Origin of the sequence: Thermogemmatispora sp. (assembly GCF_042408735.1) — a bacterium.
Lineage (GTDB): Bacteria > Chloroflexota > Ktedonobacteria > Ktedonobacterales > Ktedonobacteraceae > Thermogemmatispora.
The window spans coordinates 1-24538 of record NZ_JBHOQV010000051.1 but is presented as its reverse complement, the minus strand read 5'-3'; the positions used below and the strand labels follow the sequence as shown (position 1 = coordinate 24538).

The 24538-nt window shown below is 61.2% G+C and carries 15 protein-coding genes and 1 tRNA gene; 6 read left to right on the top strand and 10 right to left on the bottom strand.

The genetic code is table 11. The annotated features are described in order from the left end of the window. Positions 1–752: 752 nt before the first annotated feature. Complete coding sequence (locus ACFMO7_RS03545) at positions 753–1841, top strand: RNA polymerase sigma factor RpoD/SigA (RefSeq protein ID WP_376794152.1); 1089 nt, start codon at positions 753–755, stop codon at positions 1839–1841. A 180-nt stretch (positions 1842–2021) separates the two neighbouring features. Here the strand turns inward: ACFMO7_RS03545 and prfB are convergent. The 3 genes from prfB to ACFMO7_RS03530 form a co-directional block, all read right to left on the bottom strand. Then, a protein-coding gene (prfB, locus tag ACFMO7_RS03540) for a peptide chain release factor 2 (protein WP_376794151.1) occupies positions 2022–3141 on the bottom strand; the annotation gives its coding sequence in 2 pieces (ribosomal slippage) (positions 2022–3074 and positions 3076–3141; 1119 coding nt in all). A gap of 100 nt (positions 3142–3241) precedes the next feature. Further along, positions 3242–3751 (bottom strand): GNAT family N-acetyltransferase, encoded by a 510-nt coding sequence (locus ACFMO7_RS03535; RefSeq protein WP_376794153.1) that lies wholly within the window; start codon positions 3749–3751, stop codon positions 3242–3244. 91 nt (positions 3752–3842) lie between these two features. Beyond that, positions 3843–4838, bottom strand: a complete 996-nt coding sequence (locus ACFMO7_RS03530; protein ID WP_376794150.1) for a threonine/serine dehydratase — start codon at positions 4836–4838, stop codon at positions 3843–3845. A 500-nt stretch (positions 4839–5338) separates the two neighbouring features. Between ACFMO7_RS03530 and ACFMO7_RS03525 the strand changes: the two genes are divergently transcribed. Both ACFMO7_RS03525 and dcd read left to right on the top strand, forming a co-directional pair. Beyond that, a complete protein-coding gene (locus ACFMO7_RS03525; protein ID WP_376794149.1) occupies positions 5339–7387 on the top strand; it encodes an exonuclease domain-containing protein in 2049 nt (682 codons plus the stop codon). Between the two features lie 214 nt (positions 7388–7601). Beyond that, on the top strand, positions 7602–8216 hold the full coding sequence (gene dcd, locus ACFMO7_RS03520) for a dCTP deaminase (RefSeq protein ID WP_376794148.1): 615 nt from the start codon (positions 7602–7604) through the stop codon (positions 8214–8216). Between the two features lie 196 nt (positions 8217–8412). Here dcd and ACFMO7_RS03515 read toward each other — a convergent pair whose 3' ends face one another. Continuing rightward, positions 8413–13650, bottom strand: a complete 5238-nt coding sequence (locus tag ACFMO7_RS03515; RefSeq protein ID WP_376794147.1) for a HEAT repeat domain-containing protein — start codon at positions 13648–13650, stop codon at positions 8413–8415. Positions 13651–14310: 660 nt separating this feature from the next. Between ACFMO7_RS03515 and ACFMO7_RS03510 the strand changes: the two genes are divergently transcribed. The 3 genes from ACFMO7_RS03510 (at position 14311) to ACFMO7_RS03500 (ending at position 18518) form a co-directional block, all read left to right on the top strand. Beyond that, positions 14311–16092 carry a glycoside hydrolase family 3 N-terminal domain-containing protein gene (locus tag ACFMO7_RS03510; RefSeq protein WP_376794146.1) on the top strand — a complete coding sequence of 594 codons (1782 nt, stop codon included), beginning with the start codon at positions 14311–14313 and terminating at the stop codon, positions 16090–16092. Positions 16093–16181: 89 nt separating this feature from the next. Then, a complete protein-coding gene (locus ACFMO7_RS03505) occupies positions 16182–16631 on the top strand; it encodes a hypothetical protein (protein WP_376794145.1) in 450 nt (149 codons plus the stop codon). 18 nt (positions 16632–16649) lie between these two features. Then, a complete protein-coding gene (locus ACFMO7_RS03500) occupies positions 16650–18518 on the top strand; it encodes a lipopolysaccharide biosynthesis protein (protein ID WP_376794144.1) in 1869 nt (622 codons plus the stop codon). On the opposite strand, the gene ACFMO7_RS03495 is transcribed toward ACFMO7_RS03500, so the two are convergent. From ACFMO7_RS03495 to ACFMO7_RS03470, 6 genes are all read right to left on the bottom strand, one after another. Continuing rightward, the gene (locus tag ACFMO7_RS03495; protein WP_376794143.1) at positions 18499–19611 is read right to left on the bottom strand and encodes a P1 family peptidase; all 1113 of its coding nucleotides are present in this window, start codon (positions 19609–19611) and stop codon (positions 18499–18501) included. The genes ACFMO7_RS03500 and ACFMO7_RS03495 overlap by 20 nt on opposite strands. Positions 19612–19744: 133 nt before the next feature. After that, on the bottom strand, positions 19745–20968 hold the full coding sequence (locus ACFMO7_RS03490; protein WP_376794142.1) for a glycosyltransferase: 1224 nt from the start codon (positions 20966–20968) through the stop codon (positions 19745–19747). Positions 20969–21219: 251 nt separating this feature from the next. Then, positions 21220–22068, bottom strand: coding sequence for a hypothetical protein (locus ACFMO7_RS03485; protein ID WP_376794141.1), 849 nt, complete (start codon positions 22066–22068; stop codon positions 21220–21222). Between the two features lie 67 nt (positions 22069–22135). Further along, positions 22136–23077 carry a histidine phosphatase family protein gene (locus ACFMO7_RS03480; RefSeq protein WP_376794140.1) on the bottom strand — a complete coding sequence of 314 codons (942 nt, stop codon included), beginning with the start codon at positions 23075–23077 and terminating at the stop codon, positions 22136–22138. 310 nt (positions 23078–23387) lie between these two features. Then, a tRNA-Arg gene (locus ACFMO7_RS03475) sits at positions 23388–23460 on the bottom strand. Positions 23461–24027: 567 nt separating this feature from the next. Continuing rightward, positions 24028–24447: a helix-turn-helix transcriptional regulator gene (locus tag ACFMO7_RS03470; RefSeq protein WP_084657845.1), complete on the bottom strand. Its 420-nt coding sequence runs from the start codon at positions 24445–24447 to the stop codon at positions 24028–24030. Between the last annotated feature and the right edge of the window lie 91 nt (positions 24448–24538).

Here is a 24538-nt window from a genome sequence, read left to right as displayed (position 1 = left end):
ATACCACAGATTGTCTCTTGTGTGACACCCTCTTTCCCTATGAGGGGTCGGTTTTGCTGGGAACGGCCAATCCCAACCGCTCGCGCGTGTATCTCTTCGATACCACACGATTATAACATATCTATTCGTCACACACAATTGCTTCTGCCGAAATGGCAAGCGAGAAGCAAGCGTAGGCGAGAACCCTGGGTGTTGTCTGAGGCCAGTGGGGAGGGCTTACAGCGCTTGCCTGAGCGTTCGTGAGCTTACCCCGCCAGCATTCCGTCCCTTACGCCTCACCTCCTGTTCCGCTCCGCCGCCTGTTTGCTCACTCTACACATTAGCATACCAGGGAGAGGCAAGCCCCCGGTAGAGGACGATCGACCCGCTTCGGCTGTGCGGCTGGCTCTCATCCAGCCTTCCGGGTGAGCAAAATTCCCCAGAGGTGGAAATCTCTTCACCCTCCCGCCGTCAGACTGGAAGCATCTTCGATCCTGTCAGCCCGCCAGGCGCTCTGTTCTCTCATCTCTCCGTCCGAAGGCGACGCCGGGCAGGCCGTCCGAGGTCAGGCGAATGGCCTCCTTCCCAGTTAGCGCACCTCTCCCTTACCCTTTGGCACGCTTTTTGCGAATCCTGAGAAGTGTGGGAGCGCAACCCCTGCGCCGCACCTGCCTGGGCTTCCAGCCAGGGCGGCCCCTCTCAATCCACTGGCATCGGTTGCATGAGCAGCGTGATCAACGCGACCTCATCTGCGCTACTAAGGAGCTTGAGTAATGGGAGTGCGAGGAAACAAGGCAGAGACGCATCTTGGTCTGCTTGAGGTGGATGATATGTCTCTTGCGGCTCAGCGTTCAAAACGGAGAGCTGGACAGTCCAGGCACACGGCCAAAAAACGCTATCGCCAGGCCGCTGCCCCCTTCGACGAGCCTGGCCCCTCCGATCTGGATCTGGAGAGCGAAGAAGCCGTTCTCGCTGAGCTGGGGGAAGAGGAGGAAGACGAGGACGAAGGCGAGGAGGCGTCAGAGCGCAGCGCTATCGATGATACCGTCAAGCTCTACTTGAAGGAAATCGGCTCTTATCCATTGCTAACTGCAGAGCAGGAGCTAATGCTCGCCGAGCGCGTGGCTCAGGGGGATTTGCGGGCCCGCCAGCGCCTTATCGAGTCCAATCTCCGCCTGGTTGTCAGCATCGCCAAGCGCTATACGAATCAGGGCCTGCCCTTGCTGGATATGATTCAGGAGGGGAACATCGGCCTCATGCGAGCCGCACAGAAATTCGACTATCGCCGTGGCTTCCGCTTCAGCACCTATGCCACCTGGTGGATTCGCCAGGCCATCAGTCGAGCGATTGCCGAGCACTCGCGCACGATCCATATTCCGGTTCACGTCGTAGAACTCATTTACCGCATCAAGCGCGTTGCCCGGCGCATCTACCAGGAGCAGGGAGTTGAGCCTCTGCCCGAGGAGTTAGCTGCCGAGGTGGGTCTACCCAAGGAGCGCATTGTCGAGCTGCTCAGCATCGCGGAGCAGCCCGTCTCTCTCGACGCGCCGGTGGCCGATGATGAGCAGTATCACCTGGCCGATACACTGGAGGATCCCAGCATGATGGCCCCCGAGGACACTGAAGCGCGCCAGCGCCTCCACGACCATCTTCAGCAGGCGATGGAGATTCTCAATCCGCGTGAGCGCACGATCCTGGAGATGCGCTATGGCCTGCAGGATGGCTGTTCTCACTCGCTGGACGAGGTAAGCGCCCGCTTCAAGCTGACACGCGAGCGCATTCGCCAGATAGAGGTGAAGGCCCTGCGCAAGCTGCGCTACCCCGAGCGCTACTATGGCCTGCGCGAATTTGCTTCGCTGTGAAAGGCGGGGGAGAGGATGGCCGCCACGCCTAGACCCGCCCAGCCCGCCAGCGGGTAAGGATACGGACCAGAGAGAGTCGCCCAGAGCGAGCAGCCCAGCGGCGGCAGAGGAAGGGCCACCGCTGGCTCTGCCCCTCCTTTTCTTTTTCGCCCGTTCTAGTCCTGTCGGCGGGCCAGGAGGCTACTGCTGCACGCCCGCGGCCTCCTGGCTCGTTTGCATCTGGAGATAGGCACGGATAAAGGGATCAAGCTCGCCGGCCAGGTAACCCTGAGTATCGCTGGTCTCGTAGCCAGTGCGATGATCCTTGACGATCGTATACGGATGGAGCGTGACCGTCCGGATCTGGGTCCCAAAGTCGGCCTGGACATACTCGCCCTTGAGGCGCGCCACTTCCTCCTCACGCTTGCGACGCTCCAACTCGTAGAGGCGCGCTCGCAGAATGCGCATCGCTACCTCGCGGTTCTGGATCTGGGACCGCTCGTTCTGACAGGTGACTACGATCCCCGTGGGAATATGACGAATACGCACCGCCGAGTCGGTCTTGTTGACGTGCTGTCCACCAGCCCCGGTCGAGCGATAGGTGTCGATATCAAGGTCCTCGGGGCGAATGGTTACCTCGATGGCATCCTCGATGTCGGGTATGACCTCGACACGGGCAAAGGAGGTATGGCGGCGATGAGCGGCATCAAAGGGTGAAAGACGAATGAGGCGGTGAGTTCCGATCTCGGAACGCAGGTGCCCATAAGCGTAGCGCCCCGAGATCTCGACCGTGGCGCTCTTGATGCCCGCCTCCTCACCTTCGTTGTACTCGTAGATCTGGGTGCGGAAGCGGTGCCGCTCAGCCCAGCGCACGTACATGCGCAGCAGCATCTCGGCCCAATCCTGGGCATCGACGCCACCGCTGCCGGCATGGATGCTGAGAATGGCGTCGCGCTCATCGTGCTCGCCGCTGAAGAGCAGAGCCAGCTCAAGCTGCTCTACCTCTTGCTCTACAGCATTGAGCGAGCGTACAACTTCAGCCTCCAGCTCAGCATCCGGCTCCTCCTCCAGCAATTGCGCTAACTCCCCTAGATCCTGGAGCTGCTTCTCCAGCCTCTCCCAGGTCTCTACTTCATCGCGCAGGGCTGTCAGGCGCTGCATGTGGGCCTGAGCCTGCCGATTGTCGGACCAGAAATCGGGTTGGAGCGTCTCCGCCTCTAGAGCTGCAATCTGTTCCCGTTTGTGCGCCAGGTCAAAGGCGCACCATCGTTTCGTGGACTCGCCATTGTAGGCGTTCGATACGCGAGGTCAGCTCACTCATGGTTGTTATTGTAGCATGTTTGCAGCCGCAGCGAAAGAGCTGTTCCGTTGGGCCGGCTGGCAGTTGGAAAGGGCGCTCTGCTTCTGAGCCAATCTGACGGTCAGTCCAGCAGCTTTGCCATATAGTATTCGTCAACGTAACGCCCGCCGACAAAGAGGGCCTGGCGGCGCAGGCCCTCGACGATAAAGCCCTGCCGCAGGTAAAGGGCCAAGGCCCGCTGATTATGGGCCATCACCGTTAATTCCAGACGATGAAAGGCCCGCTTCCTGGCCCAGGACTCCATTGCCTGGAAGAGACGGCTGCCGATGCCTTGTCCGCTAAAGGTCTGAACTACGCCGACAACCAGCGTAGCTCGATGGCGTTCGCGACGGTAGGTGCCTCCTTCGATGGCCAGGTAACCGACCAGTTCGCCGCTCTGGCCGACTTCGGCAACAAAGATGGTTGACCGTCCGCTGGCCAGCAGTCGCTCGAGAGCCTGCCGCTGCTGATCTGGACTAAAGGTGCGCTCGTCAGGCTCCAGGAGCATAAATTGGGTTTCCTGATCGAGCCGTCGGCAGAGCTTGAGAAAGGCCTCTGCATCGGCCGGGACGATCTCCCGAATATGAACAATAGCGCTCACAGTGCCTCTTCTCTCTCACTGCAAAGGATAGCCCGCTCTCAGCACTCTTTATGGCGCGTCAGTCTGTCTATATCGATATCGCTCAAAGACGCTTCGCCTGGCTTTGCAAGCGAAGGGCGAGGGCACGCTGTAATTGATCCAGAGAGACGTTTCCACCGGAGCAGACGAGAGCGACTTTTTTGCCCTGTAGCTCGTCTCGCAGCCGATAGGCGGCTGCCAGCGCCGCCGCGCCCGCTGCCTCGGCCAGGGTATGGGCCAGTTCAGCCATCCAGGCAATGGCGCGCAAGATCTCTTCATCGGAGACCAGCACAAATTCGCGGAGATACTGGCGCAGGATGCGCTGCGGCAAGGCAAAGGAGACACCGGTGGCCAGCCCTTCCGCCAGGGTACGATTAGGGGCGGTGACCAGTTCTCCCTGACGCCAGGCTTCGTAGGCCGCTGGCGCCGCTTCGGATTGGACTCCGATGAGGCGCAGATGAGGGCTGAGAGTCTGAGCCACCAGGCAGGCGCCGGCGGCGCCGCTCCCCCCCCCGATCGGCACGATGAGCGCCTCTAGATCGGGGCAGTCCTCCAGTATCTCCAGCGTCAGGGTCGCCACACCAGCAATCAGCAAAGGTTCATCGCCAGAATGGATATAGCGGTAACCGTGCCGCTGGGCCAGCTCCTCACAGTGGGCTTTCGCCTCATCATAGGTCGGACCATGAAAGATTACTTCTGCACCCATACCACGCATGGCCGCGACTTTGCCCGGATTGGCTCCTTCGGGAACGACGATGCGGGCTTTGACGCCGAAGAGACGGGCAGCATAGGCAACCGACTGGCCGTGGTTGCCGGTGGAGGCGGCAATTACTCCGCGGGCGCGCTCTTCAGGTGTGAGGCAGGACACCAGGTTAATGCCCCCGCGCACTTTGAAGGCTCCGACTGGATGATAGTTTTCATGCTTGACATAGACCTGAGCTGCAAGCAGCTCATTGAGTGCAGGATAGCTATGCAGGGGGGTACGTGGCAAGTAAGGGGCAATGCGCTTCCTGGCCTGCAAGACCTCTTGAAATGTTGGGATCGGCATTCCGGCAGTCATCGTTGGCTTCTCACTCGCAAGCGGTAATGTCTCCCTCGAATTTCTCTCTCTCGCCTGCCGCAGACTGCCTTGGCAGTCCAGAGCAGCCGTTGATAAGCGAGTGCCCCTCCTTCTCGGTGGGCGGTCGATAGGGATGGGATCAGTATATCACTTTGCCAGGTAGCCTTCCAGGAACAGGTTTCTGATTGGCCTCGGCCTGGAGCGGCCTGCTCGGTCGCCTGGGCCGGACCTGGCCCGTCAAGTCCACGGGAGAGCGGGCGAGCGAGATGGGACCTGGCGGACAGGAGCAGGAACAAAAGCGGGCCGCGCCATCTTGTCCGGCCTTCTTGTCAGTCTGTCTCCCTCGTGCTATCCTCACTGATACTGAATAGTGAGGCAGAGAAGAAGCTAGCCTGAGAGATCAGCGCTGGTGCTCGCCGATTCGCTCGCTTCCGCGGGCCGTTTGAAGAACAGCCAGCCACGATCAACAGGGCAAGATGTCAACGAGGTCGAGACCCCCCTTGCAACATGCTGCTGAGCCAGAGCAAGCAACCAGCTCTGGCAGCATCTTACGGGCGATCTATGCCGTGCTCCAGGCCGCGGGCGAGCCTCTGGATGAGGAGCAGCTTGCTCAACGCCTCGAGGAGAGGGAAGAGCCTGTCTGGCGGGCCTCTCAGGATCAGCCGCTCGGTCAGCTCCTGGCCGACTCGGCGCTCTTTGAGCGCGATGCGGCCGGACGCTGGCAGCCTACCGTCTGGAGCCTCTGGCGGCGTCCTTTGGAGAGCCTGGACTTTGTTGTCCTGGATAGCGAAACGACGGGACTGAGACCGGGACGCGACCGCATCATTGAGCTTGGGGCCTGGCGTCTCCGCGGGGAGCTTCTCGCAGAGTCGTTCCATAGCCTTATCAATCCACAGCGACCAGTGCCTGCCGCGATCACGCGCCTGACCGGCCTCAACGAGCAAAGCCTGGCGGCTGCGCCCACCATCGAGGCCGTCTTGCCCGAGCTACTGTGCTTTTGCAGCGAAGCCATCCTGGTTGGGCACAATCTCAGCTTCGACCTGCATTTTCTGGCCTATGAGGCGGCCCCTCTCAAGGTCCATTTGCCCAGCGACGGCATCGATGTACTCCCTCTGGCCCGCCGTCTTCTGCCCGATCAGCGCCGCTTCGGCCTTGCCGCCCTCGCCCGCCGACTGCAGGTCCCACTGACCGCTCCCCATCGGGCGCTGCCCGATGCCGAGGCAACGGCTCGGGTCTTTGTTCAACTGCTGCGGCTGGCCCGCCAGCAGGGCATAACAACGTATGGGCAGCTTCAGGAGTATCTGCAGCCTTTGGAGGGCAAGCCGGCCAGATTGAGGATGCAGAAGACGAGCGAGCTGGGGGGAGAGTCAGACCAGTCCTCAGAAAGGAGAGCCGGCGCAGGGCGACAGCTCTCTCCGGCCAGGCTACCTCTCTCAGGCGCCCTGTGGCTCAATCCAGCCTGGCGCCAGAGCTTTCCCGCTCAGCCTGGAGTCTACCTGATGAAAGATGGCGAGGGCCGAGTGCTTTATGTGGGGAAGGCCCGCTGTCTAAAGACGCGCCTGGCCTCCTACTACCACCACCGCCTTGGCGTCAGACCGAGAATCGATAGTCTGCTCCAGCAGGTACAGGCCATCGAGACCCGTCCTCTCGGCTCCGAGCTAGAAGCCTTACTTGTCGAGTCTCAGTTGATCAAGGAGCTGCAGCCGCCCTATAACGTCCAGTTGCGCGACTACAGGCACTACCCTTTTCTCAAGATCGACGTGCAGCACCCTTTTCCACGCCTGTTGATCACTCGCGAACCGGAGGCCGACGGCGCTCGCTATTTTGGACCCTTTCGCAGCGAACGCAGCCTTGAGCTAACGCGAGAGCTGCTCCAACGCCTTTTTCCTCTGGCCACCTGTAGCCGCTCTTTGCCCCCGGAAGCGGCACCCAGCCCGCCCTGTCTGCGCTACCATCTAGGTCGCTGCCTGGGTCCCTGCAGTGGACAGCTAGACTCGGCTCCCTATCAAGATCTCATCGAGGAGGTCTGCGCCTTTCTGAGGGGCGAGCGTCCCGAGCTGCTGGAGCGCGTGCGTCTTCAAATGGAAGAAGCGGCTCAGGCTCTGCACTACGAGCGGGCCGCCCTGCTGCGCGACATGCTCGAGGGAGCCGAAGAGGTGCTCCTCTGCCAGCGCCTGATCAGCAACGCTGTGGCAGCCAATAATCTCTTCATCGTCTACCCGTCGGCATGCCAGGGCCATAACGAGATCTTTTTGATCCGTCACGGTCGCCTACTTGAGTTACAACGAGTCCCTCACGCAGAGCAGGCCACACGCCAGGCCCTGCGCAACCTGCTCAGGAGGGCTGCCCAGGAGCAGACCCCGCCGGCGATAGTTGGGCAGGCCGAGATCGATCAGCTCATGATCATCAGTCGCTGGATAAAGCATCATAGTCGGGATCGGGCCTTCTTCCCCTTTAGCCGCCAGGCTCTGACAGAGCGGGAGGCCAGCGAGGAGCTGATTGAGAGCATCTGGCAGGCGCTACGTGCCCAGCAGCATGAGCCTGATTAGCCCTTCCAGCGAGGCGGGGTGGGACCGGACGGTCGGGCGCGCAGACAAAATAGCTCAGATGTGATACCATAGCAGCTACACCATCGCTCTCCCCTCTCGCCAGCCTTTGGGCCGTCTCAAGATCAGCGCCAACCCTTGTCTGGTCCGTAGCGGCTGAAGATGATGGCGGTGGTCTGCAGAGCCAATTCATCCAGTGCGGAGGAAATGACCTTCTATGCTGCTATCGGATAAGCGTATCAAAGAAGAGCTTGCACGTGGCAACATTGTCATCGAGCCATTCGATGAGCGCCAGTTAGGGACCAACTCCTACGATTGCCGTCTGGGTGAGTGGTACTTCCAGGGCGATGCGAACGTTGAAACCCTGCATCTAGACAACCCGGAGGAGATCCGGCGCTACTGGGGTGAGCCACGGCGCGCCAGGAACGGCCAGATCGCCATTCGTCCGGGTACCACCATTCTGGCCCATACGCAAGAGATCATTGGTGGCCGCAATGGGTATCTGGGGAAAATGTACGCACGCAGCACTGTGGCCCGCTCAGGTCTCTCGGTCTGCCGCTGCGCCGGGGTCGGCGATGTAGGCTATATCAGCCGCTGGACGATGGAGATCAGCAACCATACGATGACAACCATCGTCGTTCCCGTCGGCTTCCGCATCTGCCAGATCACTTTCGAATACGTCGGCGAAACCCTTAAGGAATATCAGGGGAAATACGGGCAGCAGCAGGAATGGACTCCCGAGGACATGCTACCCAAGGCATATCTGGACTGGGACTACGCTCTCTACAGCCGGCGGCCTCGGGGCGCTCAGGAAAGGGAGCCAGAGCTGTAATCAAGCCAGTTGACGGCCAGTCCAGGTCAGACAGACCAGACTGGTCCCCGGCAGCAGGTCCGGTGGTCCGTGCAGCTTCGTGGCTGGCGCTCCGGCGCAGGAGGAGCGGGAGGGGCCGGCCCAGCCCACCTCAAGCTCACTAATGCCGCTCGCCTGATCTTCTCTGGCCGGCCCCATACAGGTTCAAGGCAGGCAATCAGGGGTTCTCTGCCCCCTGAAGCAGATTGATCTGCTCAACAAGCTGAGCATTATGGGCATGCAACTGATTGATCTGATCCTGAAGCAGCCGCTTCTCTTGCACGACCACGTTCAAGCGCTCCTGGAGACGCTGGACGGCCTGCTGAGCCTGTTCCAGCTCCTCGCTGCGAGTCCCTTGCTCCTGCTGAAGGCGTTGATGTTCCTGGGTTAAGCGGGCCAGCTCCTGGCGCGCGATCTCCAGCTCCTGCTGGGCCTTCTTGAGCGACTCCTCAAGATTCTCACGTTCGTGCTCCATATCGCTCAACTGGCTACGAGCCTGCAGAAGCTGCATGGTCAGGTTGCGCATATTCTCCTTATGAGCCTGTTCGACGCTCTGCAAGTCGTTTTCCAGGCGAGTAATGTAGGAGCCATAGCGCCAACCCAAAAGCACCTCTACCAGGTCGCGCTCCGCAGTGCCCTCGTTCAAGCGCTGGCGCAGATCCTCCAGGGCCTCAACGTTCCAGTGTCCCCCAGCCAGGAGGCCACCGAGGGCCCGCAGAGAGATCTCCAGCTGATCGGGACTCTGGAGCCGCTCCTTATTGAGAGTCAAGCCATACTGACTCAGGCTCAGGGCCAGGTCGCAGATCTCAGGATAGGCACGCAGCATTCCCAGCACACTGACCACCTGGTTGGCCAGGTCCGGTGGCGTCTCTGGATCATGATACATCTCCCAGAGAGCCGCCTCGCCCTCCCGTCCCAGGAAGAGAAAGCAGCGCATCAACAGCTCCTGACGCTCTGGCCGCTCATAGAGAGCCTGCACCAGGTGCTGTACGATGTACTCGCCGCCCATCAGCAGGAGCAGAGCCAGGATGCGCCGGCAGAGCCGTTCATCGCTCTGAGGATGCTGGACATACTCCAGCAAGGCCGGGACCATCTCCTGGCGGGAAGGATCAGGGCTATTGGCCTCATCGTAGATACGTTCCTGCAAGAGCGTAGCCGCCATAGAGCTTTCTTGCACGGACCGACTGGCCAGATGGGCCAACAGCTCATCCTTAATGACGAGCGTCGGCATACTGCGAAAGATTTCCAGGGCGGCCTCGCGCCGCTGACGATTGGCCAGATCGCTACAGGCTGCCCAGATAAAGGGAAGGGCAGGCGTGCCGATATCGCGCAGAATACGCCGTGCGGCGCGCGCCACTTGGGGATCGGGATCAGTGATCAGCTCGCCTACGGAAGCGACCGCCAGCTCACCCAGCTCGACCAGAGTGATCTCAGCCCCATGCCGCTGCTCGTCCGAGCGGAGGGCCGCCACCAGGCCCGCCAGCGCCTCGCGTCCGGCGGGCGTCAGCCGGCGCCGGGCCAGGCGAGCAAGCACCTCAGAGACCCCGGCCAGCAGGTAGGCGTCGCCCAGTCCCGCCAGGAGCGCGGGCACGGCCAGATCGGCCAGATCGCCCGCCAGGATCTCCACCAGGCTCTCATAGGCACGCGAGGGCAACGAGGGGCCGAAAAGCTGTACCACCTGCTCAACGGTTTCGGGCTGCTGACGCACCAGCGAGATCACCAACTGCTGGGCCCGTCGCCGTGCCAGCTCATCTTCCTGGGCCAGGCCCGGAACGATCGCTGAGAGGATGCTCGGCCCGAAGAGCAGCAGGACCGAGACCGCGGCATCTCCGCGTTCAGGGTCACCAAGCAGAGCGATCAGGGGAGGCACGGCCTCAGCCGGATAGCGCACCAGGTACTCAGCTAACACTGGGCGCCAGGCCGGGCGATTCAACACCTCCAGAAGCGCAGGCACCAGGATTTGTCCGGCCATGCCATCGAGGATCTGGCGAACATAGCCACGAGTGCGAGCATCGGGGTGGAAGAGCTGATGGACAAGCAGCAGGGCGGCCTCAGCCCCCCGTTCCTGGAAGATCCTGGCTACCTGGCTCACCTGGGCCTCGCTTCCGTGGGTCAGGACCGCGATAAGCTGCTCCCCCGGAAATGGCTCCATACCAAGAATCGCCCGCCGCGCCCGCGCCGCAACGACGGTCTCGCGCTCTGGCTCGACATCCAGGGCATCAAGCAGATCCGAGAGAGCCACCTCGCGCAGGCGACTCAGCGCCAGAATAGCCTCTTCATAGACGAGGGTCTCCTTGCTGTCCAGCAAACCGATCAGCGGCGGCACCACCTGCGCATCGGCGAAACGGCTCAAAGCGCGAATAAGGGCCACCACCAGCAGCGGCTCCGCCCGCGCTTCCTTCAAGAGATCAACTAGCGCCGGAATGACGCGCGGGTCATCCAGCTCTTCAAGAACACGAATCAGCAACTGCGTCCGACCGGGGACAATCTGGGGGAGGGCCTGCAAAATTGGCTCAACGACCTCTTCGCCCATACCACTGAGGATACGCGCCGCCAGCTCCGCCACCTGCTCCTCCTTGCTTTGCAAGACCAGCTCGATCAGGCCCGGAATGCTCTCGGGCACATAGGCATGCTGCAAAGCAATGCCTGCTTGCTGACGGACCAGCGGTGAGGGATCGGCCAGAAGCTTGAGCAGGACAGGCAAGGCCTGCAGATCGCGTATGCCTCCCAGGACCTCGACCAGGCGGGCCCGCACCACCTCGGCACTCTGGCTCTCTAGCTGCTCGATAAGCAGCGGCGTCAGGCGCGCATCCCCCTGTTGAAGGACGCGAATAGCGTTGCGCACCAGGAGATCGTCAGCACTGGCCAGGGCCTGAATGAGCAACTGGACGTTTTCGGGCTGCGGCTGCCTGCGCAATTGCCGGGCCAATAGCTCGCGCGCTCCACGCTGTACCTCGGGCGGTTGTTGGCCAGACAAAAGAGGCGAGACGGCGCTCAAGATGCGCCTGCGATCTTCCTCGCAGAGGGCCCGCTGCGGATCAGTCTCGTTGAGAAAGTAGTCAAGAACCACCAGGACGGCGCGCAGTACCTGGCGGGCTCCCGCCATCCCCGGTAGATAGTGCTCCAAGGCATCCAGGAGAGGCCCCAAAGCCCGCGCCGGTCCCAGGCGAACAAGCGCTTTGAGCGCTCCGTCGACAATGACCTGCTCGCTATCCCCAAGGCAATCAAGGAGAGGATCAACGGCCTGCTGAGCATCAGAGCGCGCCAGAATACGCACCGCTGCAGCCCGCAGGCGCAGCGAATGGTCGGCTGCCGGCTGCACCAATTCAGCAGCGTAGGGGATCACCCCCTCGCCAAGACGCCCCAGCACAGGAATGAGCCGGCGGACCTGAGCATCATAGGCTGGCAGATCAATTACCTCATAAAGGTAATCGAACAGGCGATCCAGCAACAGCTTCTGATCGCAGAGCCGGAGCAGGTTTTCCACGCCGGGCACCATCACGGTCGGCAGCAGACCCTGATAGACCTCGAGCGTGCCTTCTGCCGCCAAACGACCAATCAGACGAGAGAGCTGCTCCACTTCCGCCGGATCGCGCAATACAGTGCTCAGCAAGCGCAGCAGGCGGGGCGGCAAACTCAGCGGCTCATCGGCCATCGAGCGCGGAGGGCACCAGGCGACGCCGACACAGATGAGCGCCAAAGCACTGGCAGGCCCGGCCAAGGAAGCATGAGCCTCTCCCAAGCCGGCAAAGCGCTCAGCCAGGGCCAATGGCTCATCTACAAGGCCCGCCCACATAGCCACAGGGCCAGCCCAGCGCGCCGCATCGCCACAACAAAGAGCCAGCGCCGCCTGACGTCCCTCCAGCCCCTGATCGGCCTCCTGATCAACCTCTCGCAGGACAGAGGCCACAAGATACTCAACCAGCCAGAGATGGCGGAAGCGCAGGCCATCGCCGCTGAGGGCCACGAGACCGGCGTTCTCCAGACAGGCAAGCTGCCGCTCCAGATGCGAAGGCTCAGCAAGTGGTGCCTGCAGATCCGCCGGCAGGACCAGCCCCTGTCCTGAAAGCATCGCTCCATTCTCTTCAAACCAGCGAGGCAGGGCCAGTGCAGCCGCGCGCGTTCTTGTTCTCTGACGACGCCCCTGGGCAGAGGGCCAGACGATAAGATCGCGCCCTCCACTCTGATAGAGTGTCCAGGCCAACTGGCGCAATAAAGTGACCAGCTCTTCCTCTCTGAGGCCCCCCTTGCTACGGCGCCAGCGCTTCTGCCGTAGCTCTCGCGCCAGCAAGCGATGCAGCAGACGTTCGAACAGGCGCCCACGGCTATCGAATTGCCCGGGATTCGCCAGATCGAGCGAATCCAGCACCTCTAGAAAGCTAAAGAGGGTCAGTGGCACACTGCACAGATAGCGCAGGCGGCTGTCTTCAAGCGCACGTATGATCTGGCCAGCTGTATACCGGCGCCGCGAGCCGCTCTGCTGCTCCCGCAAGGCTCGCTCAACAAAGCGCCGAATGAGCGCCGGCGAGAGCGGCGCCAGCACGGCACAGGCCATGCCCCCTTCCGTCAGCAGGCGCTCAAGCTGCGGGAGGGCCTCGTAGGAGAGATCGCAGGCGCTCACTACCAGACGGTTGCCCGTCTGACTCATGAGATAGCTCAGCTCGGCCACAATGGCCTCGCGGAAGGCCGCCTCGATCAGGTGGAGATCATCGCAAAGGAGCAGGAGCTGCCCACGCTCCGCCAACTGACTCAGATAGGGGCGCAGATGAGGCAGACCTGCTGCCTGGCTCTCCAGCAGAAAATCAAAGAGGGTCGCCTCTGGCCGCAGGTTAGCGATGGCTGAGCCTTGAGAGGCCACCTCCCGACCGGCCTGGCTCTCATCCTCCCCCTTATCCGTGCCCTGCCGGGACCCCAGGCTCTCCTCTTCCGCTCCGACAACAATCGACGATCTTCTATTAAGATAGAGGCTATAGTGCTCTAGGGAGAGATAGACGGGCAGTTTGGGACTCTTTCCCCTATTTTGGAAGAAGGCATCCAGAGCTGATCTTTGCAGCATAGAGAGGGCGAACGTTTTCCCTGCCCCAGAAGTTCCCAGCAGCAACAGCTGAGCAGATGGCTCCTGCAACAAAGCAGAGAAAGAAAGGTCCTGTTTATATGGCAGAGCACTCTGATCAGTGATATCCTGATAATAAGCAAGCGCCGTTTCGTAGATATCAGAGGCAGTCGATAGGGGGAGCACAGCGAGGGAATCCGCCGAGGAGGAACGCACGGCTCGGGCATAGGCGCGCAGAGCCAGCGGGCGACGCAGCAGGCCAGTGATTACAAAGACAGCCAGGCCGATCGTGAGAGGGATGGCCAGCGTCCACCATCCAGCGAAGGAGAGCGAAGGAAGCCAGGAAGCAAAAGACAACAACAAAGCAGGCCGTTGGCCTCTTTCCTGTTCCACTGGCCAGTACACAGCCAGGGATTGCAGCCAATGCAGCATCAGCTCAGCGAGGAAGCCCGCCACAGCGGCCAAAGTTCCAACCAATAGCGGCCAGGCGAGCCGTCGCAGCGCCCTCGCTCCACCGCTTGGTTTTTGCACGCTCACGAGGGCCTGTGGATGTTGTTCCGCTCTCATTCCGTCCAGCGACCTTTCGCAGAACTTGCCGGTTGATAGCAGTCACAGTATAGCGTAGAAGCGGTGACTTGAACAAGTGTCAACAAGGAGGCAACCGACAGCAAGAAAGTGCCGGGCCACAACAGCCCCACCTTATTACACAGAAAGCTTATGAACCCGGGCTTCAGGCAGACAGAGAGGAGGACAGCAGGGGGTCCAGGCGGCAGATCAGTCACCGCTGAAGCGCAGGGCAGGCATTTCCGACCAGCTCAGCAGGCCCGTTGGTTCGTATGCAGGCTGACAGCTCCGGGTTCTGGCTGACCGGAGAGTGCGGACAAAAGACCCTGGACAGGCAGCCAGGCAATCCGTCATTGGTAATAGCGACAGAACAAAGCGTGCGGCAAGCACCTCTGTTAGTGGCAGAGGGAGACATCTCTCTGGCCTGACAGAGGTCAACAACGACGAGGTACCATGATCATGGAGAGAGAGCAACCGCCCGGCCAGCAGAAACCTCTGGGAGTCTCGCAGACCAGCCCGGAGGATGAGGATACAGTCAAGCTGGCCGCAATCAGGATTCCCGGCAGACCCTCGCCGAAGCGCCTCTCCCCGAGAGCCGGAGCGGATCCTGGCAGCGGACCCGATGCCAAAAGACTACAAGCCCCTTTGCTGACACCGCTCACCCGGACAGCCACGGCTGGCGATGAGCAAGATCAGCGCGGAGAGCAACGAGTCGAGGAGATCGCGCAGCAGGAGACACGCGAGCTTCCTGCTCCTTCCTCCTCAACCCGGGCAGCGAGAGCGTCTCAGTTGGCCGAGCTTGAAACGGTCAAGCTGCCCACAGATCTCGTTGTTTCTGCTGCCCCCCTCTCTGGGCGATCTCACCCTCTAGAGAGCGGCGCTGGCGCCCTCGCACTCCTGCCGACCCGCAGATTGCCAGCCTTGCCAGCAGCCAGCAGCCAGGTCCGCGAGCGAGCCTTCCAACTGACCCGCGGTCAGGCTCTTGGCCTGATGATCGTTCTGCTCATCCTGGTTATCAATGCCACTACCACCAGCCTGGCCCAAGTGCTGGGACCACAGGGCTGGGCCTTCATGCTCTGGGGCACAACGGCCAGCTCCCACAACGTTCTGCAGCAGATTCACTCGGCCCTGCCAGGTTCGACAGCGGCCGCCCATACCACAGAGCCAGGCTCGCAGCAACTTACCCCCACAGCCTATATCAATCTGATTCTGCGCAATATGACCCTTGATCAAAAGCTAGGCCAGATGCTCTTTGTCCAATTTACTGGTCCTTACTATTCGCTCGATCTCAGCACTATGATCACTCAAGAAAACGTTGGCGCTGTGATTCTCTTCACGGCCAACAACAATATCATGAGTGCCCCCCAACTGAAGCAGCTGACTCAAGAGATCCAGACGGGAGCGCGCACTACTGGCAGCGGGATTCCTCTGCTGATCGCCATCGATCAGGAAGGGGGACGAGTCGATCGCCTGAGCGGCCTCGATGGCCCCCGCCCTTCAGCGGCCGAGATCGGCGCCACTAACGACCCCGAGCGCGCCCGAGCCGCCGGTTGGCAAGATGCCCACGATCTGGCCGCTTACGGGATCAACCTGAATCTTGCTCCTGTCGTCGATGTGACAAGCGTCTATAACCCCCAACTGGCTACCCGTACCTTCGGAACTGATCCCGCGGTTGTGGCACGCATGGCGGGAGCCTACCTGCAAGGATTGCAGGAGAGCGGCCAGGTCTTTGGGACTCTCAAGCATTTTCCGGGACTGGGGGACGTCAGCGTTGATCCCCATAGCGGACTGCCCGTTCTCACGCGCAGCCTGGCCGAGCTAGAGGCCAACGACTGGCTGCCGTATCGCACGTTGATCCAGCAGGGACAGGTTCATGCCGTGATGGTCACCCACGAGATCGTGACGGCCATTGACAGCAGCACTCCCTCGTCGCTATCGTCCAAGGTGATCACCGGCATTCTACGCCAGAAGCTCGGCTTCCAGGGCGTAGTCATCACCGATAGCCTCACTATGGAGGGTGTCAGCGCACACTACAGCGAGACCCAGGCAGCCGTGATGGCGGTCCAGGCCGGAGCCGATCTCCTGATGGGAGCCGTCTCGGCGCAAACCGCGGCCTCCATGATAGAGGCCCTGAAATCAGCGGTGCAGACCGGCGCCTTGAGCCTGGCACGGATCGACGAGTCAGTTCGCCGGATTCTGATGCTGAAATACCAATTGGGGCTGCTGCATCTCCCTCAGTAGTCCATCTGCACGTTCTCTTAGCAGAGACTCTTTTCTACAGGATTTTCTGTATTCAATGTATGATCTACATCCGAAGAGAGTAAAGCATAATGCTGCGTTTAAGTGTACCCACGGCAGAGCAAGAGAAACGCTGGCATATTACCGTAGTCTGTCTGATCATCCTTGAGACTCTTCTTCTCCTGACGGCGCTGGTGCCAGCCCAGCTCTGGACGCGCCTGCTGCCCCAATCAACGGACGCGGCCTTGGACGGCCCCTATCCAGCGGCGCTGGCTCCTGTTGTGGCCGCTCTGCTGTACGTGCTCCCCGTCCTGATTGGCTTCCTCTGTCGCGCCTGGCAGCGAGCGCTCTTTTACGCCACCTTGCCGGCCTGGCTTAGCCTGGGCCTCTTTCTGGTGGCCGCCACTTTCAAGATCGGGGCTTTCTACCTGGTTTCGCCAGACCATGTGACGGCCAACGTCAGCACACTGGAGCTGTTCGCTTTCCTGGGTGGGATTGGTTGGCTAGGACGGCAGGTCTTCAAGCTGCACCAATCTAGTTAAAGGTGTATACTACGAGCTATGCAGCGACCCAGGTTTCACCCTTTGCGACTGAAACGTCTGTATACTGGTCAGCTCGCCGAGGCAGCTTCCCTGCCTGGCAGGGATGAGCAGGAGCAGCCCGCGGCGCCGCTGGCAGCAGTCCAGGCCGGGGCAGCAGGGCAGGCCGGGGTTGGGATCCAGGAAAACAAGGCTGAACGGCTGGCAGACGGCAGTCACCCTCACCCTGGAGAGCCGACCAGCCGCAGCCGCTTAGCGACCGGCCCAGAGCACGGCCGAGCCGAGGCTGCCGAGGTTGAGGCGCGCCACCTGCTGCGGCGGACCCCGATCAGCTATCTGCTGAACCAGGCATATGGGCTGTGGTTTTTCCTCTCCTCGTTCATTCTGACGCTCATTATTACGCGAGCATTTGTCAACAGCCACGAACTCTATGGCGTCTATGCGGTGGCAATGTCGGCCTTCAATACTATCGCCTACATCGTGGCCTTTGGGCTGGAGGACGCCACCACCACCTACGTGCCTCGAGTTCTGGCCGAGCACGGGCAACCTGCCGCGGCGGCCCTGATCCGGCGCCTGCTGCTCTTACGCTGCCTGACCTTAGTGCTCTGCATGGGGGTCATGCTCTTCGCCCTGCCGGCTCTGGCCTGGCCCTTCAGCCTGCTTCCCAGCTCGTGGACCTGGGCCAGCGATCTGGCCAACGGCCTGCGCAACCCTCAGCTGCTCCGGCACATCACGCCCATCGCCTTCTATGTCCTGGGCAATGGTATCTTCAGCCTGCAAACTGCCGTCTGCGCCTCTTTCATGCGCATGCGCCTTGTCTTCGTCATCGGCAGTTTGTCCCAGCTTGTGCAGCTCCCCTTGAGCTACCTGGTCCTGCAACTGGACGGCGGCGTTGATGGCTTGCTCTGGATGCAAGCTCTGGTCTCGCTTGCCAGTGCAGCAGCCTTCCTGATCTGGCAGGCTCCGCTCTTGCTCCAGCGGGGAGCGAGCTATTATCAGCCGCTGCAGCCAGTGATCCGCCTGGGCCTTTCAGCCTGGCTCACCAACCTTGTTTCTGGGGCCTTGCTCAAGCAAACGGTGATCATTCTCCTGGGCAGCTTCGCTGTACCCCTGGCGGAGATTGGCTATTTTAACCTCTCCTATCAGCTTGGTCACACCGCCAGCCTGTTGATGGTGACCGGCTTTGGGGGAGTGGCCGGCTCGGCTCTGGCGGCAGCCTTTGTCGGCCAGAACTATGCCCGCCTGGCGCGCTCCTGGCAGGCCCTGATCAAGATCGAGACCCTGCTCGCGGCCCCGGTCCTGGTCTTCAGCTTCTTCAACGCCTCGCTGATCGCCCATCTGCTCTACCAGGGCTACGAAGCGGTTGGGCCGCTGCTGGCTCTCTTCCTGATTTTTCAGATTCTGATCCGAACGCTGGGTACCAGCATTCATCAGTCCACGCTCTACGTGGTGGGGAAAGCCTGGCAGGTGGTGCTTGGCCAGTGGATCAGCCTGATGTCACTCATCGTTCTCGGGATCGTACTGATCCCACGTTGGGGGCCGGCGGGCGCCTTAATAGCCGATGGCCTGGCCCAGGTAATTGGTGGAGCCTTGTTGCTCAGCTTCCTCTGGCGCCTGTTGCCCGAACGCTACCCTCTCGGCTACACGCTGCGCCTGCTCCTGGCGCTGACCCTGGCCGCTCTACCTGGCCTTCTGCTCCGCCCTGACAATTTCCCGACTCTCATCCTGACGGGCTTGATCTACCTGGCAGGTACGCTCCTGCTGCTCCTTCTGATCCGGCCTTTGACCCAGGAGGACCTGGCCCTGCTAGGCTCGCTGCACCCCCAGCTTGGGCGCTTGCTAGGCCCCTTTGCCCGCCGGGCAGCGGCGGCTAGCGATAACGCGCCATGAGACGCTGCAGCTCCTCCAGGGGGAGGGCATAGGCCGTATGGCCCTGCCAGCCGCTAAGAGTTTCAGCCGCCGTCAGCGCGTTCAAAATAGCTTCCTCAACTGCCTCTACGACAGCCTCAAAGAGGAGATCAAGCCGATCGTGAGGCAACATCGTCAGCGCATACGGGCGCTGCTGGCCTGCGGGAAGATGGTTGCCGGTGGCGAACGCCAGAAAGAGGTCTCCGCTGCCATTGCTGGCGATGCCTCCCACGCGCGCCAGGCCAAGAGCCGCTCGGCGAGCAAGGCGCTTGCACTGCAGGGGCAACAGCGGCGCATCCGTGGCCACGATGCCGATGATGGAGCCGGCTCCTGCCTGTCCAGCAGCAGGAGGTAGAGAGGACCAGGGACTGGGGACCAGCTCGTAGCCGAGTTCCCGGCCCACGGGCACACCGGCGATGCGCAGCAGATGGCGCGCGCCGTAGTTGGCCTGAACCAGGGTTCCCACTACATAGCGCGCATCCCCCAGATCGACCAGGCGGGAGGCAGTGCCGATTCCCCCTTTCAGCTCGTGGCAGATCATCCCTGTGCCGCCCCCCACGTTGCCCTCAGCAACGGGGCCATCCCTGGCAGTAGCCAGGGCCTGAAAGACGTGTTCCTTGCGCACATGGAAAGCGGCAATATCGTTGAGCCAGCCATCCCAGGTCTCTCCCACCACCGGCAAAGCTCCCGTCCAAGAAGAAGAAACCGCAGCCAGACCGGCCCTTTCCTGCTGCTCTATGGGGAAGGCGCAGAGCGCATCGCGCACCACACCAACGGCATTGGTATTGGTGAGAGCGATGGGTGTGTGCAGCAAACCGGCCTCCTCGATCCAGGCCGTTCCGGTCAACTCGCCACAGCCATTGAGACTGAAATAGCCAGCGAAAGCCTGATCTGTCCAGATCTCTCCCGCGCGTGGCACGATCACCGTGACCCCAGTGCGCGCCACGCGCGGCTCATCATAGATCAATGTACAGTGGCCCACCAGGACCCCTGGCACATCGGTAATCGCATTGAAGCGTCCAGGGGGCAGATGCCCCACAGCAATCCCCAGGTCACGCAGGCGTGCACGTGTCATTGTCGACAGCTCCTCCTTCACGCATCCATAGCCTTGTCCGTCCGCACCTTGTCGCCGAGCGGCTGCCGCCCAGGGGTCCAGATAGCAGCCAGCAGGCGACGAATCGGTTTAGCCCGGCAGCCCCATTCTTGCCTCACTGGGCCAGGAGCGAGCGCGCATCGTTGAGCAGCTCGGCATAGACACCGACTATCTGAGAAGCAACCTGTGGCCAGTTGAAGCGCATGACCGAGGGGCGAGCGGCACGACGCATCTGGGCCAGCAAAGGAGGATGACGCAGAATGAAATCCAGCCGCTCGGCGAAGAAACTTGGGCAGCGTGGCACCAAATAGCCGGTCTCGCCGTGACGCACAATAGCCGCCAGGCCGCCAACGCGTGTCGCCACCACAGGTGTGCCACAAGCCAGCGACTCTACGGCCGCCAGACCAAAGCTTTCGTTGTAGGAGGGCACAACCGTCACATCGGCAGCGCTGTAGATAAAGGGCATCTCACAGGGTGGCAAAGCTCCCAGAAAATGCACACGCGAGGCCAGCCCGAGGGAAGCCGCCAATCGACGCAGATGCTGCAGCTCCCGATCGCCACGGAGCTGGCCACCAACGATGACCGCCTCAGCCCTTTCCTCCATCAGGGCCAAAGCCTTCAGCAGCACATCAGGTCCCTTGAATGGATCCAGGCGCCCCGCAAAGAGGAGCAAAGGGCGGTCAAGCGGTAGACGATAGCGTTGACGCGCCTGGAAGCGGTCCTGAGGCACAAAGTGACGCAGATCCACGCCACAAGGGATGACGCTAATGCGCGCGGGCGAGGCGGCATAGAGATTAATCAGATGGAGCCGCTCCTCAGCGGTGGCGGCAACGATACGATCGGCTTCAGCGACAACCAGCTTTTCCATCTGAGCGCGCAGCGGCGGCTCCTCGCTGGAGGGATCGCTGAGGAGCTTCACACGAGCCAGGGTGTGAAACATCGTGACATGGGCCACGCGCCAGCGGCGAGCCAGCTCCAGAGCGGCGCAAGCCGAAAGCCAGTAGTGGCTATGAATCAGATCATAGCTTTGGCCCTCAAGCTGGCAGAAGCTTTCAACCGCGGCACAAAACTGAGGGAGATAGGGATAGAGATCCTGTTTTGGCAGGCGCGCCACAGGACCGGCCTCCACGTGGATCACCCGCGCGCGCGGCCCGAGGGGGACAATCGAGGGAAGATGGCTATCAGTACGACGAGTAAAGATATCAACCGCGATTTGGCGCTGACCAAGCTCGCGCGCCAGAGAACGAATATAGACATTCATGCCACCTGCGTCCGGCCTCTGTCCCGGTCTGTCCAGCGGAGACGTATGGACGCAGAGCATGGCAATGGCATGCCTCATAACGGCGAAACTCCTTCTCCTCACAAGAATGTGACAAATCCTTCACGAGTTGCAGATGCGGGGCCAGCGCCCTTCGCTTGCTATCAGGAGCAGATGCGCGGACACGGGCGTCCCTCCTTTCTTTTCGTGAACGCAGGCGGAAGAGAACGACCTACCATGAAGGCTACAGCGCCATGCTGTAGCCATTACATAGAACACGCGGGCGAAGCGCGGATATTTCCGCTGAGGCGAGCAGCGCGGAGCAGGCCGGCTCACGGGCGCTGCTGACGCTCCTGCTGGCGAACCTTCTCAATAGCATCGAACATCTCGTGCATATCGATACCGCGCCCTCGAGAGATCTCCTGGAGGCAGACAACGCGGCGCTTAAAGGCGGCCCTGAACTCCTGGGAGGACAGGCCAGCGATCGCGGCCAGCTCATCGATCACGCAGGCATCGGCATGCTCGAAGCTATCGTCCTCAGCATGCCAGATGGAAAGAGGCAGCTTGACGATCTCGTCAGGCCGATCGGCAGGGGCGAGAGGATGCAGATAGTGAGTCGTGAACCAGCGACGGCGAGGGGGATAAATACGGCCCACCAACCCCATATTGATCACCAGGCCCAGGCGACGAACGTCCTCGACCTCCAGGCGCAGATCGCGGCGGTACATGCGGATCACATCATCGATCGTATCGGCATGGACGCTGGTAGCGATATGGAAGCCCTGAGCGGGGAGCCGCAGATAGCGACGAGCCACACGCCCCCACATATAGATCGGCAGGTGATCGCTGACCTCATTGCAGAGGGCATACGTACGAGCCGGATCGACTTCTGGCAGGCGAGTGAAAGAGAAGTCCTCATACATGCCAGACATATAGGCCAGCGCCGTCCCCTCGGGCAGAAACTGGAGCAGGGCATTCAAGGTTGTCGTCTTGCCAACGCCAGGCTGGGGATCAGTCGGTCCAGCCACCGTCAGCGAGGCACCATGCTCCAGCATTAACCAGATCAAAGCAACCGTCTCCGCATCCGTTGAGCCTAGGGCAATGATCTGCGCAATCGAGAGCGGGCGGCGTGACTCGTAATGCCACCAGTAACGCTCGTAAGGATCTCGCGGATCAAACATGCTGCTTCTTTCCTTCCAGCACTCTCTCAGCTTACACGACAGCAACCAACCAACCAGCCAGCCGGTGCTAAGCCTCTCCTCCTTCTATTGTACCCGTTTCCCCAGGCTGGCTACCACCAGCAGGCAAGGCTGTCGCAGGGGCAGAGGGAGAGAGAGACGAGGCGGCAGGCGGATGAGCCTCCGGCGCGCGCAGCCAGCCGGGGCGCGGTGTCCAGCCAATGGCAACCAGGCGCGGAGGTAGCTCCCCCTCCAGCTCCACAATGCTCACCGAAGCATTATCGATCGCCAGCAGGGGGGCACGCGCAGGCGGCAAGCCACTATAGTGAGCAAGGAGCAGCTTGATGACATCGGCATGGGCCACAAAGAGCGGCCAGCGACCAGCTTCGGGGCGCTGGCGCCAGCGCTCTACAGCGGCGACGACTCGCTGTTGCACCTGGGGAAAGGACTCAATATCGGGAGCGGGGGCCACCGTCGGATCGTGTACGAAAGCCCTCCAGGCAGGATCTTTCTTGAGCAACTCATCATAGCGCTCACCGGCCCAGTGTCCCACATCGGTATCCATCAGATCCGGCTCCAGCCAGACCTCCAGACCCCGACCCTGGGCCAGAATCTCCGCCGTATCGCGCGCTCGCTCCAGGGGACTGCTGATAATCGCGCTAATCGGCAAGACACTCAAGGCATCAGCCAGACGCGCTACCTGCTGCCTCCCCTGATCGGTCAAAGGAATACCGGGCAAGCGACCAGGCAGGCGGTGTTCGACGTTCCAGGAAGTCTGGCCATGACGCACAAAAAGCAGTGTTTGTTTCTTCTCCATCGAGTCTGTAGTAGTAGCTGCGCTCCCCATAGATTGGTCTTGCCGCCAGAGGAGCAAGAGGCGCCGCCGCCAGCGAAAGAGGCGATAGCGCGCCGCGATAAAGAGCGTTAGCAGCTGAAGCCAGGCGGGAAGACGGTTCCAGCCAAGGCGCCAGCGAACATGGTCGAGGCAGCGACAACGAAAGCTCCGGGACACGGCAAGACTCCAGCGGCAGGCGAAGCGGAGCGAGCGAATACGAGAGCCTGTCCCTGGCTGAGGTTGCCAGCAGCGTCCACCAGCCAAAGGGTCCGTATGAGCAATGACGGCGTCGCTCCGCCAGCCATGTGGTTTCCATTGTAGCAGGCAGGAGAGAGAGCTGCAAGCCAAAGCCAGCAAGCGCAGAGAGCGCGGGTCGCCGTCCCGGCCCGCGAAGAGCCTGATCCAGGTAGCAGTCTGGCAACCCAGGGCCAGCGAGGGAGAAAAGCAGAAGGCCCTGACCGTCATTGACGGTCAGGGCCTTTTCAGGCGTGCCTGAGAGGGTTCGAACCTCTGACCTTTGGCTCCGCAGGCCAACGCTCTATCCACTGAGCTACAGGCACACTTGCAACTTAGCGTTTCCGCCTTGTAGGATACAAAAAAATTCAAGCCTTGTCAAGAGGGAAATTGGCAAGTTCGGGAAGTTTGGGGGTCGCTCCACGCCCCGAGAGAGGGCCACCCCCCTCTGCGCTACCGATAGGGCAAGCCCGTTGGCCACGGAGGCCCCCAGATAAGGCAGACAAAGCTGCCAGATGGAGAGACTGAGCTGGTGGAGAGATGCCCCTTAGCCAGCAACAGAGAGCGGAAGCGCCCAGCGACCAGGCCGCCTCGCTGCACCACCCTACCGTCCCTGGCTGCTGGTTAGCCGGACAGAAGCAGGAATTCTCTTCCCACCACCTTCTCGATTGGGCGCCACGAGGCAGGAACAAAGGTCAGCTCAGCTGGTGCCCGCCATCGCCCAGTAGAGCGGGCCAGGATGGCTCTCCAGCAGCGCCGGTGCGGTGGCCACACTACCCCTGGCAAGGAACAGGGAGAGCACCCATCAACGCGTTCCAACCAGACCGCCAACCTTAGCCAGCTAAGGGGCAGAGCCAGCCAGCTAGCCAGTGGAGCCGACTAGACCGGCCAGACTAGGAGACAATGCCGCTGATCACATCCCGCGCACGGTTGAGCGCCTCACGACGCACATAATAGTAAGCCCAGAGACCCTTTTTACGACAATCCACTAGCCCCGCATCTCGCAAAATACGGAGATGATGCGAGATAGTCGGTTGCTCCAGGGTGAAGCTTTCCACAATCTCAAAGACACACACCTCCCCTTCATAACGACTTAACAGGCTCAGAATGCGCAGGCGCGTGGGGTCCGCCAGCGCCTTAAGCAAGCGAGCCTGACCGATGGCCTCGTCCTCGCTGAGAGCCGGCACGAACTTGGGCCCCACTCCAACCGACGAGTGATGAGATGAACCCGACTGCCGGCTCAGGACACTCAGTGATCCCGTCGAACCTGACTGTGTATTGCGAGTTGTGTTTCCCTGATTCGTTGTGGCCATTGTCTTCTTCTCCTTCCATCCTCCCATCCGGGTGATTTGAAACTTTCTCTAGATCTGGGGGGATCTACTTCCAGTATACTTGCCTATCCAA